The 14281-nt window shown below is 61.6% G+C and carries 19 protein-coding genes, 1 tRNA gene and 1 pseudogene; 9 read left to right on the top strand and 12 right to left on the bottom strand.

Going from position 1 to position 14281, the window contains the following annotated elements; all coding sequences use genetic code 11:
• Nucleotides 1–12: 12 nt before the first annotated feature.
• The gene (locus tag OEW28_RS06670; RefSeq protein WP_263733924.1) at nt 13–1011 is read right to left on the bottom strand and encodes an SPOR domain-containing protein; all 999 of its coding nucleotides are present in this window, start codon (nt 1009–1011) and stop codon (nt 13–15) included.
• A 287-nt stretch (nt 1012–1298) separates the two neighbouring features.
• Here OEW28_RS06670 and OEW28_RS06665 point away from each other — a divergent pair.
• Nucleotides 1299–1386: transfer RNA gene (locus OEW28_RS06665), tRNA-Ser, on the top strand.
• 375 nt (nt 1387–1761) lie between these two features.
• Here OEW28_RS06665 and OEW28_RS06660 read toward each other — a convergent pair.
• Complete coding sequence (locus OEW28_RS06660) at nt 1762–3039, bottom strand: fatty acid desaturase (protein ID WP_263733923.1); 1278 nt, start codon at nt 3037–3039, stop codon at nt 1762–1764.
• A gap of 56 nt (nt 3040–3095) precedes the next feature.
• On the bottom strand, nt 3096–3326 hold the full coding sequence (locus tag OEW28_RS06655; RefSeq protein WP_263733922.1) for a hypothetical protein: 231 nt from the start codon (nt 3324–3326) through the stop codon (nt 3096–3098).
• Nucleotides 3327–3493: 167 nt separating this feature from the next.
• Here OEW28_RS06655 and OEW28_RS06650 point away from each other — a divergent pair, with 167 nt between their 5' ends.
• Nucleotides 3494–4228: a Crp/Fnr family transcriptional regulator gene (locus OEW28_RS06650; RefSeq protein WP_263733921.1), complete on the top strand. Its 735-nt coding sequence runs from the start codon at nt 3494–3496 to the stop codon at nt 4226–4228.
• A gap of 102 nt (nt 4229–4330) precedes the next feature.
• On the opposite strand, the gene OEW28_RS06645 is transcribed toward OEW28_RS06650, so the two are convergent.
• From OEW28_RS06645 to OEW28_RS06630, 4 genes are all read right to left on the bottom strand, one after another.
• Entirely contained in the window at nt 4331–4621 is a 291-nt protein-coding gene (locus OEW28_RS06645) for a hypothetical protein (protein ID WP_263733920.1), read from the bottom strand.
• 371 nt (nt 4622–4992) lie between these two features.
• Nucleotides 4993–5181, bottom strand: a complete 189-nt coding sequence (locus tag OEW28_RS06640) for a hypothetical protein (protein WP_263733919.1) — start codon at nt 5179–5181, stop codon at nt 4993–4995.
• 293 nt (nt 5182–5474) lie between these two features.
• Nucleotides 5475–5888: a hypothetical protein gene (locus OEW28_RS06635; protein WP_263733918.1), complete on the bottom strand. Its 414-nt coding sequence runs from the start codon at nt 5886–5888 to the stop codon at nt 5475–5477.
• A complete protein-coding gene (locus OEW28_RS06630; RefSeq protein ID WP_263733917.1) occupies nt 5885–6316 on the bottom strand; it encodes a hypothetical protein in 432 nt (143 codons plus the stop codon). Before OEW28_RS06630 ends, OEW28_RS06635 begins: the two co-directional genes overlap by 4 nt.
• 266 nt (nt 6317–6582) lie before the next feature.
• On the opposite strand from OEW28_RS06630, the gene OEW28_RS06625 reads away from it, so the two are divergent.
• The 7 genes from OEW28_RS06625 (at nt 6583) to OEW28_RS18895 (ending at nt 10921) form a co-directional block, all read left to right on the top strand.
• Nucleotides 6583–6897 carry a hypothetical protein gene (locus OEW28_RS06625; protein WP_263733916.1) on the top strand — a complete coding sequence of 105 codons (315 nt, stop codon included), beginning with the start codon at nt 6583–6585 and terminating at the stop codon, nt 6895–6897.
• The gene (locus OEW28_RS06620) at nt 6894–7280 is read left to right on the top strand and encodes a hypothetical protein (protein WP_263733915.1); all 387 of its coding nucleotides are present in this window, start codon (nt 6894–6896) and stop codon (nt 7278–7280) included. The genes OEW28_RS06625 and OEW28_RS06620 overlap by 4 nt, the downstream gene beginning before the upstream one ends.
• Nucleotides 7281–7288: 8 nt before the next feature.
• Nucleotides 7289–7750 carry a hypothetical protein gene (locus tag OEW28_RS06615; RefSeq protein WP_263733914.1) on the top strand — a complete coding sequence of 154 codons (462 nt, stop codon included), beginning with the start codon at nt 7289–7291 and terminating at the stop codon, nt 7748–7750.
• 401 nt (nt 7751–8151) lie between these two features.
• Nucleotides 8152–8745: a hypothetical protein gene (locus OEW28_RS06610; RefSeq protein WP_263733913.1), complete on the top strand. Its 594-nt coding sequence runs from the start codon at nt 8152–8154 to the stop codon at nt 8743–8745.
• A 40-nt stretch (nt 8746–8785) separates the two neighbouring features.
• On the top strand, nt 8786–9616 hold the full coding sequence (locus OEW28_RS06605) for a transglutaminase-like domain-containing protein (RefSeq protein WP_412174791.1): 831 nt from the start codon (nt 8786–8788) through the stop codon (nt 9614–9616).
• A 123-nt stretch (nt 9617–9739) separates the two neighbouring features.
• Nucleotides 9740–10231 (top strand): hypothetical protein, encoded by a 492-nt coding sequence (locus tag OEW28_RS06600; RefSeq protein ID WP_263733911.1) that lies wholly within the window; start codon nt 9740–9742, stop codon nt 10229–10231.
• A gap of 591 nt (nt 10232–10822) precedes the next feature.
• Nucleotides 10823–10921 (top strand): transglutaminase N-terminal domain-containing protein, encoded by a 99-nt coding sequence (locus OEW28_RS18895; RefSeq protein WP_412174778.1) that lies wholly within the window; start codon nt 10823–10825, stop codon nt 10919–10921.
• Nucleotides 10922–11124: 203 nt separating this feature from the next.
• Here the strand turns inward: OEW28_RS18895 and OEW28_RS06595 are convergent, their stop codons facing one another.
• The 5 genes and pseudogenes from OEW28_RS06595 to OEW28_RS06575 form a co-directional block, all read right to left on the bottom strand.
• Nucleotides 11125–12012, bottom strand: a complete 888-nt coding sequence (locus OEW28_RS06595; RefSeq protein ID WP_263733910.1) for a hypothetical protein — start codon at nt 12010–12012, stop codon at nt 11125–11127.
• A 28-nt stretch (nt 12013–12040) separates the two neighbouring features.
• The gene (locus OEW28_RS06590) at nt 12041–12187 is read right to left on the bottom strand and encodes a hypothetical protein (RefSeq protein ID WP_263733909.1); all 147 of its coding nucleotides are present in this window, start codon (nt 12185–12187) and stop codon (nt 12041–12043) included.
• Nucleotides 12187–12504, bottom strand: a complete 318-nt coding sequence (locus tag OEW28_RS06585) for a hypothetical protein (protein WP_263733908.1) — start codon at nt 12502–12504, stop codon at nt 12187–12189. Before OEW28_RS06585 ends, OEW28_RS06590 begins: the two co-directional genes overlap by 1 nt.
• 145 nt (nt 12505–12649) lie before the next feature.
• Nucleotides 12650–12883: pseudogene (locus OEW28_RS06580) on the bottom strand (integrase core domain-containing protein); the annotation flags it as partial.
• A 607-nt stretch (nt 12884–13490) separates the two neighbouring features.
• Nucleotides 13491–13880: a tyrosine-type recombinase/integrase gene (locus tag OEW28_RS06575; RefSeq protein ID WP_263733907.1), complete on the bottom strand. Its 390-nt coding sequence runs from the start codon at nt 13878–13880 to the stop codon at nt 13491–13493.
• Between the last annotated feature and the right edge of the window lie 401 nt (nt 13881–14281).

Here is a 14281-nt window from a genome sequence, read left to right as displayed (position 1 = left end):
GGTCCTTTCCTCTTAGCCGCCAACGGCGAACGCGTCGGGGTAACCCGCAGACTTCACCCGATTGAGAAGCGCGTCGCGCTCGGCCGTGCCAAGAGCCGGGCCCACGATGACGCGCCAACTTGCGCCCGCATCCTCCCCGACCTTGCGCACCACGGCGGAAAGCCCTGTCTTCGACAATTCCAGCGCGGCGCGCTTGGCGTTGTCCTCGTTGCTGAATGTTCCGATCTGGATGTAGGGCTTTTCCAGAACCCCGGACAGCACCGCGCCACCCTCGGCGCTTGCCGCGGGAGCCGTAGCCTCGGGCTGGGGCTCGGCCGGCTTGGGCGCAGAGGCCTTTTCTTCCTGCTTGGGCGCGACGGCTGCGGCATCCATATTGGCGGGCTTTTCGGCCTTTTTCGCGGTTTCCTTGGGTGCCGGCGCCTCGGTCGAGGCGGGTTCGGCCGGCTTGCTCTTGGCCTCGGCTTTGGCGGGCCGCGCGGTGGGTTTCGCCTCTGCCTTCGCGATAGCCGCCGCAGCGGTCGCAGCGACCGGGTCGATCGCCTTCGTCTCGATTTCGCTGGCCGACGCGGGATCCGGCTCTTCCACGAGGGGCTCAGTACGCAGCGCTATGACGCTGACCTTGACCGGTTGCCCCGCGAGAGCGCCAAGCGCGCTCGCGGCGTCCGACGACATCTGGATCGACGGGCCGGGGAATTCACGTTCGCGCCGGAACAGCGCGGCCTTGACCGACTTCCCGTTCTCGGTGTTGCGCACGATCACCCTTTCTGGCGTCGTGACCGAGCGGTGCGCGACCCAGATACCACCCAAGGAAGGACGGCCATCCCACAAGGCCTGATCGGTCAGACTGAAGACCTCGGGCGCTTCGCGCTCTTCCTCCCTGACCTTCTTCGCGCTCGCAGGCGGCTGCACCGTGACCGGATCGCTGTCCGACCCGCCGCCAAAGGGCGACGCCCCTTCCATACAGCCGGAAAGAACAAGCATCATGCCCGCCAGGGCGCCTGCAAACCTCATGAAATCCGGCATCCTTGCCCCCATGTCGCGCACGCCGTTCCGGCGCGTCGCCTGCCCATTTTTCCTGTCGGGGCGCCTCCCGGCCGTTTGGGCCTTGGCCCGCCCCTTTTCGCTGCCTCGCGCGGCATACTAGCGGCATGGCCGATGCAAGAAAAGACTGCCTCCGACAACGGGCGGAAATCGGCCTTTAAGAATCGTCTCGCCCGGTCTAATCCCGACTGGAACTTGCAGCGGCGCTGACTGGCTATCCCAACCGCCAGACAACAATCAGCGGCGCCGCCGCGAACGGAAGCGTGGCCGAGTGGTTTAAGGCACTGGTCTTGAAAACCAGCGAACCGAAAGGTTCCGTGGGTTCGAATCCCACCGCTTCCGCCACACCCAAGACTTTTCTCCACGCATATTCCCAGAGAATGACGGGAAACGTGGAAGTCGCGCTATGTGATGCGGAGAAAGGGCCAGGATCTGCCCCACAATTTGCCACACAACGGCGTCCGATATGGGGGTGATCATGGCGAGGAATCTGGTTCTCCGGGGAGGCGTATTCCACCTCCGGCGGCGGGTGCCGCGGCGGTATGCCAAAGTTGAGACGCGCAAAGAGGTCTAGATCTGCCGGCTCGACGCAGGTTGCGGTGGCTTGCGGCATATCCTTGTGGACGATCGCCGGTCGGAACGGCGAGTACTCGTCCAAGGATCGCACCCAGGCGGGCATCGATTACCCAGATGCGGGTTTTCGCGTCGTGAGAGGTTGTGTCATCGCAACGCGGAAGCGTTGACCACGAGAAGCAGTTGCCGGCTCCTCAGCCGCGTCCCGGACGGCTCAGGCGGCAAGCGTCCGGGCCTCCGCGAATGAAAGAATTTCCGGTGCTTCTCGTCCCATAGGTGCAGCCTTGCGCAGCGGAAGCTCTGCCACAGCGTAATTCGCCGCGTCTCTACCAGAATCGCGTGATCCGCTATCACCTCGGGCAAGCGGTAGAATGGGATCCGGCTGGCCAAGTGATGCACGTGGTGGACGCCGATATTGCCCGTGATCCAACGCAACATTCTGGGCAGGTCGTAGTGGGAACTGCCGTGAAGGGCCGCCTCCTGGACGTTCCAGGCATCCTCGTGTTGCCAGCTGGTTTCCTCGAACTGATGCTGGACGTAAAAGAACCACATGCCGGCGACAGCAGCCAGAAGCGTCGTGGGCAGGAACACGAACAGCAGTACGTCCCAGCCGCCCAGCCAGACGATGACACCGAGAAAGAGGCCAATGGCTGCATTCGTCGCCATCGCGCTCAGCCAATAGCGCCAGCCAGAGCGCATCAGGTGAACGGGCAGCCGGTTCTGCAGGAAAAAGGTATAGAACGGCACCACCCCGAACAGAAAGACCGGATTGCGAATCAGGCGGTAGAGCGCCCGGCCGAGCCATCGCTTCTGCCGATATTCAGTGACCGTCAGTATCGGGATGTCGCCCACTCCCCTGCGGTCGAGATTGCCGGTCGAGGCATGGTGGATCGCGTGGGTCCGTCTCCAGACGTCGTAGGGTGTGAGCGTGAGGACGCCGAGCCCTCGGCCGATCCAGTCGCAGAGGCGCCGGCCGCGGAACAACGATCCGTGCCCGCAGTCGTGCTGGATCATGAACAGTCGGACGAGGAAGGCCGCGTTCGCCAACGCAAGGACCAGGGCCAAAACGGTGCTGATCGACAGAATCCACCACGCTACCGCCCAGATCGCGACGAATGGCACGAGCGTGACGGCAAGCTCGAAAACGCTTCGGGAGGGAAGCGGCTGGCGATATCTCGCCAGCGTCCTCGTCCAGTCCGACGCGCGTAGGTGCGTGCTGTCCTGCGCTGGAACGGTCGCAGACGAGAGGATGCCCGCATCAGGGGAGACACCCGCGGATGGACCCCGCGGCGCGTGGGCTTGACCCGGCCATGCGGCCGAACGTCGTTCGTCATCCCGACGGGCGGATCGCACATCGCCATCAAGCCCGTCGTTGCCGGGAAGCATGTCCTGATCGTCGGGCGGTTGAAGCAGCGGGTGGGGCAATGGGGAAGTAGATCGGCAAGGCAATCTGGGGTCCTCGGTGGTGGAACGTGTTGGGGTTAAGACCTGCGCACGGAGTTTCCACCGGCGATGATCCCGTTGATGAGAGCCGCAACCGCTCGGTGCATTTCCGCGTCCGGGCCGGTGTCGTTCTCATGGGTTGCCGCGGCATCACGGAGAACACCGATGATCTCCAGCTCCGGAAGCACCTTGCGGTCGATCATCGCCAGCAGAAGCGCTTCGCAGATCGACAGGGCCGCCATGCCGGCATGATCTTTCTGGTCGGGCATCGTGGGCGCTCCTCTCTGCGAACTGGCGTGCATGGTTGTGGCGCGCCGGGGTGATCCGCACCTTTGTTGCAGAAAATGTGCTAGGATGGGCTGATCTAAAGCAGTCGCTAGGCCAGAAGTTTTCGCCAATGCATCAACCATGACCCGCTCAGCCGTCGAGGGAGCCCATGACCGTCGAGGCGCTCAGCCCCCTTACCCGCAAACTTTCAGCCTTTGTCGCTCTGTCGGAGGTCGAGCTGGCCGGGCTTGAGCGACTGCACCAGCGGCGTCGCTCCTTTGTTGCGGGGCGCGATATGGTGCATCAGGGCCAGTCGTCTCAGGCCGCCTATATTCTGTCCGCGGGCTGGGTCTGTTCCTACAAGCTGCAGGCCGACGGGACGCGCCAGATCGTCGATTTCCAGGTGCCCGGGGATTTTCTAGGGTTGCGGAGCGTGCTCTTGCGCACTTCAGATCACAGCTTCGAACCCATCGTAGACATAGAGGCAGCCGAAGTACTGACGAGCGACCTCCTCGATGCGTTTGCGCAGACCCCTCGCCTGGCGACCGCCATACTCTGGGCGGCGTCAAGGGACGAGGCGATGGTGGTGGAACATCTCGTCGGGATCGGTCGACGCGACGCGAACGCCCGCATGGCGCATTTCCTGCTGGAGCTTGGGTCGAGGCTTGCGCTGGTCGGCATAGGCAGCAAGGAAGGGTTCGACTGCCCGCTGACGCAGTATCACCTCGCCGATACGCTGGGGCTGAGCGCGGTCCATGTGAACCGCGTCCTGCGGCAGCTTCGCGAGAGTGGACTGGTGACCTTTCGGGACGGCCATGTGACGTTTCACGACCATGGCGGGCTGGTGAAGCTTGCCGAGTTCGATCCGGCATATCTGGACCATGCCGGGCCGCTTCTAGAATGAGGAAACCGCCCCGCGGTCAGGTGGGGCGGCTTGTTGGCATTTGGCTGATCCAGCGCCCGGCGCACGGGCGCGCGGCGCGCCATGCCAGCCGCTTGCGCGATGTCAGTCGTCGCGATCACCTCTGTCAAACACGTCCAGGCGAGACACGACCTCGTCGAGCGTCAGGGTGCCGCATTCAGCCTTGGTCATGTCCGCGGACAGCTCCAACTGGGTGCAGGCCCGGGCGATGGATTCCGATTGAACGTCGCCTGTCGAAACGGGGTAGTTGCCAGCGAAGCTCATCCCGGCGGAGGCCGACAACAGAATTGCAGAGACCGCGATCAGCTTTCCGGGGCGGTAGAACCCGTTGCGGATTTCGAACTTCCCTAAGGGATTTTTCGTAACGGAAAACATTGTGTTGTCCTTTCATGGACGTGCCGAAGCCGTCGGACTGCCGGAGAACGAACTCCCTGGAGACTGTTTGTCCCCTTGGCTGTCAGGATGCTTCGGAAGATGTGTTGCTGCCGAGGATCGGCGGACACAAGTCACCATGGCGGTTTCGTCAGGCTGCGGCACTGATCAGTGTTAGTGCCGCGAAAGTTTGCCTTCCAAGAGCGGTATTCTTGGGGTGGACCGCCACCGCTGTTTCGCTCTCGGCTGAAGCGGCCGGGCGCAACGGGCGACAAAGCCGTCCAACATGTTGAGCGAAGTGCATCGTGAAGACGCGAAAGGCCGCCCTCCTTCGCTCGGCAGGCGGCCCCGATGATCAAATTAGACGCTGGAGGTCACGCGAGAGCGTGGGTCGCCGCATCAAGTTCCTTGTTGGTCTCGGCAAGGTTGTGCGCCATGTTGGCCTTCTCGGCTGCCTGATAGTGCTTGAGCGCCGCGTCCTTTTTCGGACCAGCGGGCGCCCTGTCCCACGCGGCCTTCACGGAGGTCATCTTTTCGGCGGTCTTGTTCTGTTCGGGAATCATTGGGATTGTCCTTTCCTGGACGCTCCGAGAAAAAAGAAGCCCGTCGACGTGCCGACCTTTTTGGGGTCGGCACGCCCACACGCTTCTCGGGTACTCGGAAAAACGCGCCGCCAAACACTCGGCGGGCACGTCTCACCTAACCGTGTCAGATCCTCGCCGCACTGACGCAGGTTAGTCCCTGCGCGTGTAGGTGAAGATTATCGTCAGCGCCCAACTTGAATACGGATGCCAACCGCGGGGCGAAGCCCTGCACCCGGACGCCTGAGCCGGTTGATGCAGAGGCGAGGCCCGCCTCAAATCCCTGTCGTTTGCTGGTGGGAAAGTCTCACCCATCTGTCGCTATCGTGAAGGTATGCGGTCGCGCAGAGCGCCTTGAAGATCGGCACGTCTGGCCTCTCTGCCGATACCCGGTAGGTGAGAATGGCGATGCCACGACTCCACGTCACGCGCCGCTCGGCCATGACGACAGAGCGCCAGCCGGTCCTCTGCTGAAGATGGGTCCAGATCTCGTCACCCTGGAGGATGCCGGAGGGATAGGGAAAGATCATCACGGCATTGTTCGCTGTGGTCGCCCGCGCGTTGTCGGTGCCACCGGTCCAGAAGTGTTCCTCCATCTCCCAGAGAACTTCCCGTTCACTTGGGGACAGGGTGCCGGCGCGGTGCGCCGCATGGGCCAGAGCCCTTGGTGTCTTGCTGGAAACGGTCATTCGCCCGACCCCGACCCGCCAACCATCAACATCTGATACAGAACAAGGACGATCGCGAGCACCGCCCAGATCGTTCCGCTCGTGCCCAAGCGGCCGTCGGTGGCCGTCGAGGCAGCTCGCTTCAGGGTACTTGATGCCGGGCCTTCGGGAAGCAGCTCGCACAGGTCTCGTACGACCCTGCCGTGATCGCTGGCGAGCGTGGGAACGTCCTGAAATCGAACAAGCAGCGTCCCCAATCGCGCTCGCGCGGCTTCGCGTCCCAGCGTGACCAGTTCGGCGGTTTCCTGCCATGGATCGAGACCGAGCCGCGCGAGCGCGGAGAGAACCGTCACGACGTATCCGTTCCGGTCCTCGCCGACCGACGCATAAAGAAATCGTTCGAACTCGGGCGGGTGCGGGTTGAGAATATTGGATTCGGCCATCGTCATTCCATTCCATCGTTGCGGGAACGCAAGTCGTCCCTTTCCCGCTATAGGTACGCGCAAGTCCGTTTCGGCGCCCTTACACAGGTCAGTGCCGGCAACTGTCCCCAAGGCGCTCGCTACTGGTTTGGTGGCCGGGACTAACATGCGTCAGCGCCAGTCGAACTATCCTGACGTACAAGAGAAGAAATCGTTCAACTGTTCAGGCCTGTAATCCGATCGGCCTTCAACAATGGTGAGCGACGGATCTGCCTTCATCACGGAGACCTTTTATGAACATGCGGTCGACCAGATCGACGGTCACGTTTTCGAATTCGTTCACCTTGCCGGGATGCCCAAGCGATTTGCCCGCGGGCGACTACGATGTTCTCGTCGAAGAGGAACTTCTCCAGGGCCTAAGCTTCGAGGCTTATCGACGGACGGCGACTTACCTGACGGTGCGCGGCGAGGGCAGTCATGCGGGACGTACCGAGATACGGGCGATATCCGATCGCGACCTGAAAGAGGCGCTGCGCCGGGATGCGACCACACACGAAACGAACAATCACAGCGAGGCGGCGCTTTCTCCGCAGGAGGACTTGAAATGAATACTCCCGAATGGCTCAAACCTGGCATCTATGGTGCCGTGATTGGCGCCGCCTTCGTCGGCGTGGTCGGTTTTTCCTGGGGTGGCTGGGTGACCGGCGGAACCGCGAATGACAGGGCGATGGCGATGTCCCGAACCAAGGTCGTTGCCTCCATGGTACCGGTCTGCCTCGACATGGCGCAGTCCGACCCCGCACGGGCAGAGAAGCTCGAAACGATCCGGGCCGCCTCGACCTATCAGCGGCGCGACGCGCTCATGACGGCCGGCTGGGCGACGGTTCCGGGAACAGATGCTCCCAACCGTGACATCGCGCAGGCCTGCCTGGCAGCCCTTGATGTTGACCGTTCGCCGGAGCGCCCGGAAAACACGATTGACGAGGGATGAGGCGCGCCATGCCGGAAGCTTCCCCAGAGACCACCGATCTGGAACGGCGTGTGCTCGCCCATGAAAGGGTGCTTCAAGCTCTGATCGCCTTCATGGCGCGCACGGAGCCGCGTTTCGTCGAACACCTCCGGGAACGGTTCGTCGAACCTATGCGCATGGCACGGCACGAACACGACCACCGTGAAACCGACGACTACGCAGAGGAGTTCATCCGCGCCGTGATGCAAATTGGAGAGGTGCGCATACCGCAGCCCAAGGCGCCCCAAATGACCGTTGAGCACCCTGGGCCACCGGAGAAGCTGGAAAGACGGGGTCGTTCCGCGAAGCAATCGGCGAAGCGCTCCGGGGTTCAGGTGCGTGAACGAAACGGGATCTGGGAGGTGAAGGTCGGTGGCAAATTCCACGGCGACTACCACCAGGAGGAGCACGCCCTTGCGGCGGCTGCTTTGCTGAAGTTGTCCCCGCTATGACCGGTAGTGTCCGCCCGACAGTCCCAAAGGACTTCGCGATCGAGGCAGCCGAGAACGAAGGTATGCCGTCGCTACCGGCTTGCGAGGGTATTTCCCCACCTATGGCGGCGCCCGGGCCCCGCAGGGGAACGCTGCGGCTGGGTCGGCAAGATGAAGCCGTACCGACCCGCAAACCTTTGATCATGGCGAGAACGCAAATCGACTCCCCACAGGCGCGACATCCCCTAAAACACCTGCGTTCGAGGCTGGCGATCTTGGCAGGCGTGGCCGCATCCATCGCATTTCCGGTCCTTGCGCAGGACGGCACCGGAGCGGTGCCTGAGAATGCACAGGCCCGGAGCTATGGCGGTGGCTGGGACTGCGACCTCGGGTATCGTGTGGACGGCGCAAGGTGCGTTGCCATGGACGTCCCGGATAACGCTTATGCGACGGGGCGGTCATACGGCTTGGGCTGGGCGTGCCGACACGGATACGAAGAAGTTGGAGGTACATCCTGCGCTGCTATCCCAGTTCCCGAGAATGCCTTCTTGCAATCGTCGGGCTACGACTGGCAGTGTGATCGCGGATATCGGCAGGATCGCGAGACCTGCGTTCCGATTGTCCTTCCGGAAAACGCATACCTGACGGAAGAGTTTTCGGGTACCGGCTGGGCGTGCGAACGCGGCTTCAAAGCGTTGACAGACGCTTGTGTGCCGATTGCGGTTCCCGAGAACGGTTATCTCACCAATTCGGACTACGGCGCGGCATGGGTCTGCGAGAGAGGCTTCTTCGAGATCAATGGTCGCTGTGATCCCGTGGCACTTCCGGCGAACGCCTTTCTGAACCACGATGCCTCCGGGCCGGGATGGCGTTGCGAACGGGGCTTTGCCGCGGCGGACGACGCCTGCGTCGCGATTGACCTGCCTGCAAATGCCCATCTCGATCGCGCCGGAAACAGTTGGCGCTGCGACCGCAGCTTTCAACTTTCGGACGGAGAGTGTGTTCTTGGACGATAAAGCGCACCATTCGGCGCGCGACGATGCGCCCGGCATACGGATGCGGATCGGCTGTCGCCTGGGCTACCGGCTGACGCACGCCACGCCACTCATAGCCATGCTGAACGTGCATTACTCGCGCTTTGGCGATCTGGAGCGAGCCGACTATCTCGTGACGCAGCCGAGCGTGCCGCTGGAAAGCTATCGCGACGGCTTCGGGAACTGGTGCACGCGGATGGTGGTGCCGGCGGGCGACTTCACCCTGTCCACCGACGGGATATTCCGCGACGCGGGACTGCCTGATCCGACAGAACCCGATGCCACGCAGCATGCCGTTGAGGATTTGCCCTGCGAAACCTTGGTCTATCTTCTGGGCAGTCGCTATTGCGACACCGATCTGCTTTCGCAGGAAGCCTGGCGCCTGTTCGAGAACACGCCTCCGGGCTGGGCACGCGTCCAGGCGATCTGCGACTTCGTGCACTCTGCCGTTTCGTTCGACTACACGCAGGCGAGCGCAACCCGCACGGCGTCTCAAACGCTGGCTGGCAGACAGGGTGTCTGCCGGGATTTCGCCCATCTCGCCATCGCCTTCTGCCGTTGCATGAACATCCCGGCGCGCTACTGCACCGGCTATCTGAGCGATATCGGTGAGACTGAACCCTACCCGCCAGGCGACTTCGCTGCGTGGATGGAAGTCTTTCTCGACGGTCGGTGGTGGGTCTTCGATCCGCGGAACAACACGCGGCGTATGGGGAGGATCCTGATTGCCCGTGGTCGGGACGCCGCCGATGTCCCTCTGACCCAGACATTCGGGTCGAGCACCTTGACCCAATTCGACGTTTGGACAAGGGACGCTCAGGACGACCCCGCCGAGGCCCCACCCGGTTCTTGAAACCAGACGGGAGCGAGTCAATGCCGGGTGTGCAGGTTTACCCTTCCCCGGCTTGCCGACGGACCGGTTGGTCCGCGTGTCCTTAGGGGCATTCGCAGTCGGAAACCATCGTGGAGAATTGAGATGACCGCTTCGATCAAGACGACCGCCGTATTTCTGCGACCTTTTCAACTTCCAAGTTTCAACGAGACCCTGCCGGCCGGAGAATACGAAATTGAGACCCAACCGCTTGAGCCTGTCGACTGGATCGAACCGGGCGCCTGGACATCGTCCGTCCTTGTCCACCTCCATCCGCGATCGTCGCATCCTGGGCTTAGCCGAACGCTCACCGTGCCGCTCGCCGAATTGGAGCAAGCTGTTGCAAGGGACAAGCTCACCGGCAAGGCTCTGACGGATTACTTCCTCGAGGAGATGCTGGCGGACCCGATGATCCGTCTCGTGATGAAGGCGGATGGCGTGGCCGAATCCGACCTCCGCGACCTCTATTCGGCCCAGCCCGAAATAAGGCGCGAAGACCGACGGAAGATGGGAAAATCGGGCGGGGTAGGCAAAGGGAAAGATAAAGGCAATACCGGACCGCGCCCCGGAAGCGCGCGCCCTGGGATAGGAGAATGACATATGTTTCGGGAAGACGGCTTCCCGTTCAACCGAGAGTGGCTCTTGTTAAGAGCCTTGGGGCTTCGCAGTGACCGACGACCCGGTCGATCTCGGCGGTCCCAGGGCCCTTTTCGAACGGCATAGGACCGAAATGCGGCGGCGGCGGGCCAACGCGCCGTCCGGAGCACCTTCCGAGCAGCCGCGGCCGGGATGTCTTGAAGGCCAAAGGATTGCCGTGCTTGCGCGGACTTGGCGCGAAGTTATGGAGAATTGCCGTCATGATCGCTTTTCAGAAACGCCAGATGCCGACGATGACTGCATCCAACGACGCATCAAGCGCGCAATTGGCGACATGGAGCGACTGCGAAAACGGGAGAAGCGCAAGTGAAGATAAAATCGACAGACGAAGAAGTTCAGACGGTCAAGGCAATGGCCGACATTGCGGCCGAGCGCGCCTGCCTGCGGTGCAGGGCGACGTTTTGGAGCGAAGGATTCGGCGAGCGGATATGTTCCCGTTGCAAGGGGACAGTCGCTTGGCGCACGGCTGTACCTGGAGGCGGCGGACAGGCGCGACGCCGCTCTGGCGGTCGTTTGTCGTAGGTCTCACCGGTGCCAACCGTCACCATAACGCATGCAACCATGTATCGGTATTGTGGCGCGGTCGCTCTCGGACCGCACAGGCTGATGCTGCTTCCGCGGGAGCCTTGAGATCTCAGCTTGACGTCCTTTGACCTAGAGATCAGCCCCGAGGCCCGCATAGACACTGGTCACACGACGTTGCCGGCAACGCGATCGCGACTGCACAGTTCGATTCCTTGACGGAAATGCTTTGGATAATCGCGCTGCGTGAAGAGTGGTGCGCGCGCGCTGGATCAACCCGGCCTATGGGAGGCGGCACCGCTTTCGCAAGACTAGGAATTCCACGCCGGGTGCTCGTAGATATCCTGATAGCTTTCAGCGACAACATACTGCATCTGAAGCCCCTCGAAGAAGGGCTTGCGGTGAAGACTGCCCTTCTTGGGCGTATCAACGAACCAGGTCGGCGCTTTCCACGCGGGGATGATCTTGTGGAGGCGCGCACGTTCGAGAAAAAGCCAGCGCAGAAAGTTCTCGTCCTTGTTGAAGCTGAACCCAAAGATCACGAGCGGACAGAAGAACAGGACTTCCAGCCAGCTATCTGCGCCGCGCCAATTGGCTTCGGCGTTCTTGGCCGACGCACGAAGACCCCGGTCGCCGTAAACCCATTGCCGCGCGCGCTGAACCGAGCCCATGTAATGGGTGAGACCAAGACGGATGCTACGCTTGTAGTGCATCATGCCGTGGGCGTGCCAGATCGCGAATTCCGTCTTCGGATCAGAGATCGACGTATCCGAGAAATAGCAGTTCCACGGATAGTAGTCCGTGGACGGCTTGCCCAACCATTGCCGTCGCGCCTTCACAGCGAGCGACAAATTCTCATCGAAGTTGACGGTGATGACCGGACGGCGATGACGTTGAGCCCAGCCGACGATTGACTGATGATGCTGTGCGGGCCTCCAGTCCTTCATCGTCTCACAGAATTTTGCCTGAAGACTGCTGCGATCTTCGGCCGGTCGCGCAAGATCGAGAATGTCGAACAGTTCGGTGTTGGACATCTCGCGAATTTCGTCATCGGTGAAGGCAACGCCATAGTCTCGCATGAGCCCGCGCAGCAGGTCGTCCCAACTGGAGCGCGCATCATTGTTGTGCCTATTGATCCCGTTACCGATGAACAGAGCCGGTTTTTCAGGACGGTCGAGGATTTCAGATAGCGGCGGCAATGACAGGTTCCATCGAGAAGGCTTCAGCTCAATACTTCGTAACGACGAGGTATCCCATGCGCCCCATGCACGGGTAGCCCTTGATCGGCGCGAACTGGTATTTCGCCACGCTATCGACACCCGCGTTCGAAGCACCCAGATCCATGTTTTCTTGCGTGGTCTTTTCGTCGTTCATCACTCGTTTTTCCTGAAATGCCAGTTCTTGGTGTCACAATAGGCGCGCATATCGCAGTTCTCACACCGCTTCGCCGGGCGGGCCTTGATCCGGCAGTCGCCGTCTTCGACCCGGCCGACGATCTCATCGAACCGCGCGATGGTCGTGCCGATGGCCCGGTCATCCTTGGAGCAGGTGACATACGGGTTCCTGAACAACACCGCGATCGTTGTCGAGCAGGGAGACGCGGAAGGCGCGAAGTCGATCGAAACGATCTTCGAGCCGTGGGTTTTCTTCCAGGTCTCCGCGGCACTCCAGGCCGCCGGGCTGTCCTGCATTTCACACAATTCAATATTCGAGCCGATGGCAAGAGATCGTTTCTCGGTCGATCTCGATCGGAATGCGGCGATAGATTTTGAAGCCCTGACCTGAGACCCGACTTCCCTCCAGCCTTTGGGAGAATCCGTCGGTTGGTTTCTGGCCTCATGCGGCCTTCATTTCCAGTCTCGATCTGATTGCAAATTCCTCGGGCGTCAGGTTGCCCAAGGATGAGTGTGGTCTGATCTGGTTGTAGTCCTCCTTCCATGTGGTGATCTTGGCGCGCGCTTCAGCGAGCGACGAGAACAGTGTTTCGTTGAGAAGCTCATCGCGGAAGCTGCCATTGAAGCTCTCGACAAAACCGTTCTGCATCGGTTTGCCGGGCGCAACGAACTCAAATGTTTCCGCCAAGGTGGAGAAGGTTCGACGACAGGCCCATCCCCTCCGCCACTTGCGTCGATTGCCCAAGCGTTTGAGCGCTAATATGCTCCAGCCGTGTTCTTGATGATGTGGGCTAGGGCCGCCTTTGCAGCGTCGTGTTGGGAGTATTGCACTCCTATTTTGCTGACTCGCTGCCCCGCCTGTGCGAAGCTTCCGTTCGCAATCAATCGGAAGCAGAGGACAGCGAGAAAATGAAGGCGATCGAACTAACGGCGCTTTTGGGGTGCGTCGCACTTGTGGCAGCCTGCGCTCAGAAACCCGAACCGATGACGGTAAATCCAGAGCCCATGTACGACAAGTACGGCAGTGGGTCGTGTGCTGCTGGCTATGTCTATACGCCGGGTGCAGGGGTGACAGCAGATCAATGCATTCCCGAAGACGATTGCGTGCCATCAACAGCGTCTTCGGCGCAGGATGCCTGCCTGCCGCCGACGAGTGATGGAGGCCGGGACACGTCTCGCAGCACTCCTGGCACCGCTCCGTAACCCTCCGCAAGCCCAAGCGGCCCGCGCCGGATTCGACCTGGCGGGGGTGCGTTCGGTATGCCGGTTTGGCAGCAGAAGCGTCAGCCGATGCGGGCTATGTTAGCCGTGGTGAACTTGTTGAAGGCAGCCCATGCCTTCATCATCTTGCGGCGCTTGTCCAAGACGTTCGAGCGGGCGCAAGCCGCTACTGACTTGTCGCGGATGGCATGAGCCAGCGCCGCCTCCGCGACCTCGCGCGGGACGTTGGTGCGCGCCTGCGCCCAAGTGCCGAAGGACGTGCGGAAGCCGTGCACGTCGGCGTCAAAGCCCAGTTCTTTGACCAGCTTTGATAGCGTCATGTCCGACAACGGCTTGCCGTGCTTGGTGCCGGAGAACACGAACCCGCTTCCATCCGACAGGTTCCGCGCCGCTTGCAGGATTTCCTGCGCACGCTGGGACAGGGGCACGACATGCGCGCGCTTTGCCTTCATGCGGCTGCCGGGGATGGCCGCAATCGGTCAATCCTGCGAGAGAACGGTGACGATCGGGAATTCCTGCAGATCGGTCGGCGCATGCCGGGTCACTTGGCCCTGGCCCTTAACCTTTGCAGTGCCTTTGCAATGGACTCTGGCAGAGCGTGCGGTTTTTCTTCGGGGTATGCGCGACGCAGATGCGCATCCACCTGATCCGCTGCTCCGTCCGGCTGTTCCCATTCTGCTGCCTCATATGCTTGTAAAGTCTGGTGTTTCATGGTGCGCCTCTTGCGTGCCTTCAGAATCCAAACCACGCCCAGGGGGTTTTGTTCCGCAGGCATTCATCCAAAAGGCCGGCGTTGAAACAGCTCTCCGCGCGGAGGCTTCATCCAACACCTTTCGCTGGTTCGCGAACTGAC

It is taken from the genome of Albidovulum marisflavi, from assembly GCF_025751435.1.
GTDB classification, from domain to species: domain Bacteria; phylum Pseudomonadota; class Alphaproteobacteria; order Rhodobacterales; family Rhodobacteraceae; genus Albidovulum; species Albidovulum marisflavi.
Note: the sequence above shows the minus strand (reverse complement) of the source record. Positions and strands in the feature narration are given on the sequence as shown.

Bases quoted from the DNA above. Each gene is read 5' to 3' on its own strand.
- OEW28_RS06600 (WP_263733911.1), top strand. From the start codon at position 9,740: ATGACCGCTTCGATCAAGACGACCGCCGTATTTCTGCGACCTTTTCAA.
- OEW28_RS06615 (WP_263733914.1), top strand. From the start codon at position 7,289: ATGCCGGAAGCTTCCCCAGAGACCACCGATCTGGAACGGCGTGTGCTC.
- OEW28_RS06630 (WP_263733917.1), bottom strand. From the start codon at position 6,316: ATGACGATGGCCGAATCCAATATTCTCAACCCGCACCCGCCCGAGTTC.
- OEW28_RS06585 (WP_263733908.1), bottom strand. From the start codon at position 12,504: ATGCAGGACAGCCCGGCGGCCTGGAGTGCCGCGGAGACCTGGAAGAAA.
- OEW28_RS06610 (WP_263733913.1), top strand. From the start codon at position 8,152: ATGGACGTCCCGGATAACGCTTATGCGACGGGGCGGTCATACGGCTTG.
- OEW28_RS06670 (WP_263733924.1), bottom strand. From the start codon at position 1,011: ATGAGGTTTGCAGGCGCCCTGGCGGGCATGATGCTTGTTCTTTCCGGC.
- OEW28_RS06650 (WP_263733921.1), top strand. From the start codon at position 3,494: ATGACCGTCGAGGCGCTCAGCCCCCTTACCCGCAAACTTTCAGCCTTT.
- OEW28_RS06620 (WP_263733915.1), top strand. From the start codon at position 6,894: ATGAATACTCCCGAATGGCTCAAACCTGGCATCTATGGTGCCGTGATT.
- OEW28_RS06605 (WP_412174791.1), top strand. From the start codon at position 8,786: ATGCGGATCGGCTGTCGCCTGGGCTACCGGCTGACGCACGCCACGCCA.
- OEW28_RS06575 (WP_263733907.1), bottom strand. From the start codon at position 13,880: ATGAAGGCAAAGCGCGCGCATGTCGTGCCCCTGTCCCAGCGTGCGCAG.
- OEW28_RS06655 (WP_263733922.1), bottom strand. From the start codon at position 3,326: ATGCCCGACCAGAAAGATCATGCCGGCATGGCGGCCCTGTCGATCTGC.
- OEW28_RS06625 (WP_263733916.1), top strand. From the start codon at position 6,583: ATGAACATGCGGTCGACCAGATCGACGGTCACGTTTTCGAATTCGTTC.
- OEW28_RS06635 (WP_263733918.1), bottom strand. From the start codon at position 5,888: ATGACCGTTTCCAGCAAGACACCAAGGGCTCTGGCCCATGCGGCGCAC.
- OEW28_RS06590 (WP_263733909.1), bottom strand. From the start codon at position 12,187: ATGAACGACGAAAAGACCACGCAAGAAAACATGGATCTGGGTGCTTCG.
- OEW28_RS06640 (WP_263733919.1), bottom strand. From the start codon at position 5,181: ATGATTCCCGAACAGAACAAGACCGCCGAAAAGATGACCTCCGTGAAG.
- OEW28_RS06645 (WP_263733920.1), bottom strand. From the start codon at position 4,621: ATGTTTTCCGTTACGAAAAATCCCTTAGGGAAGTTCGAAATCCGCAAC.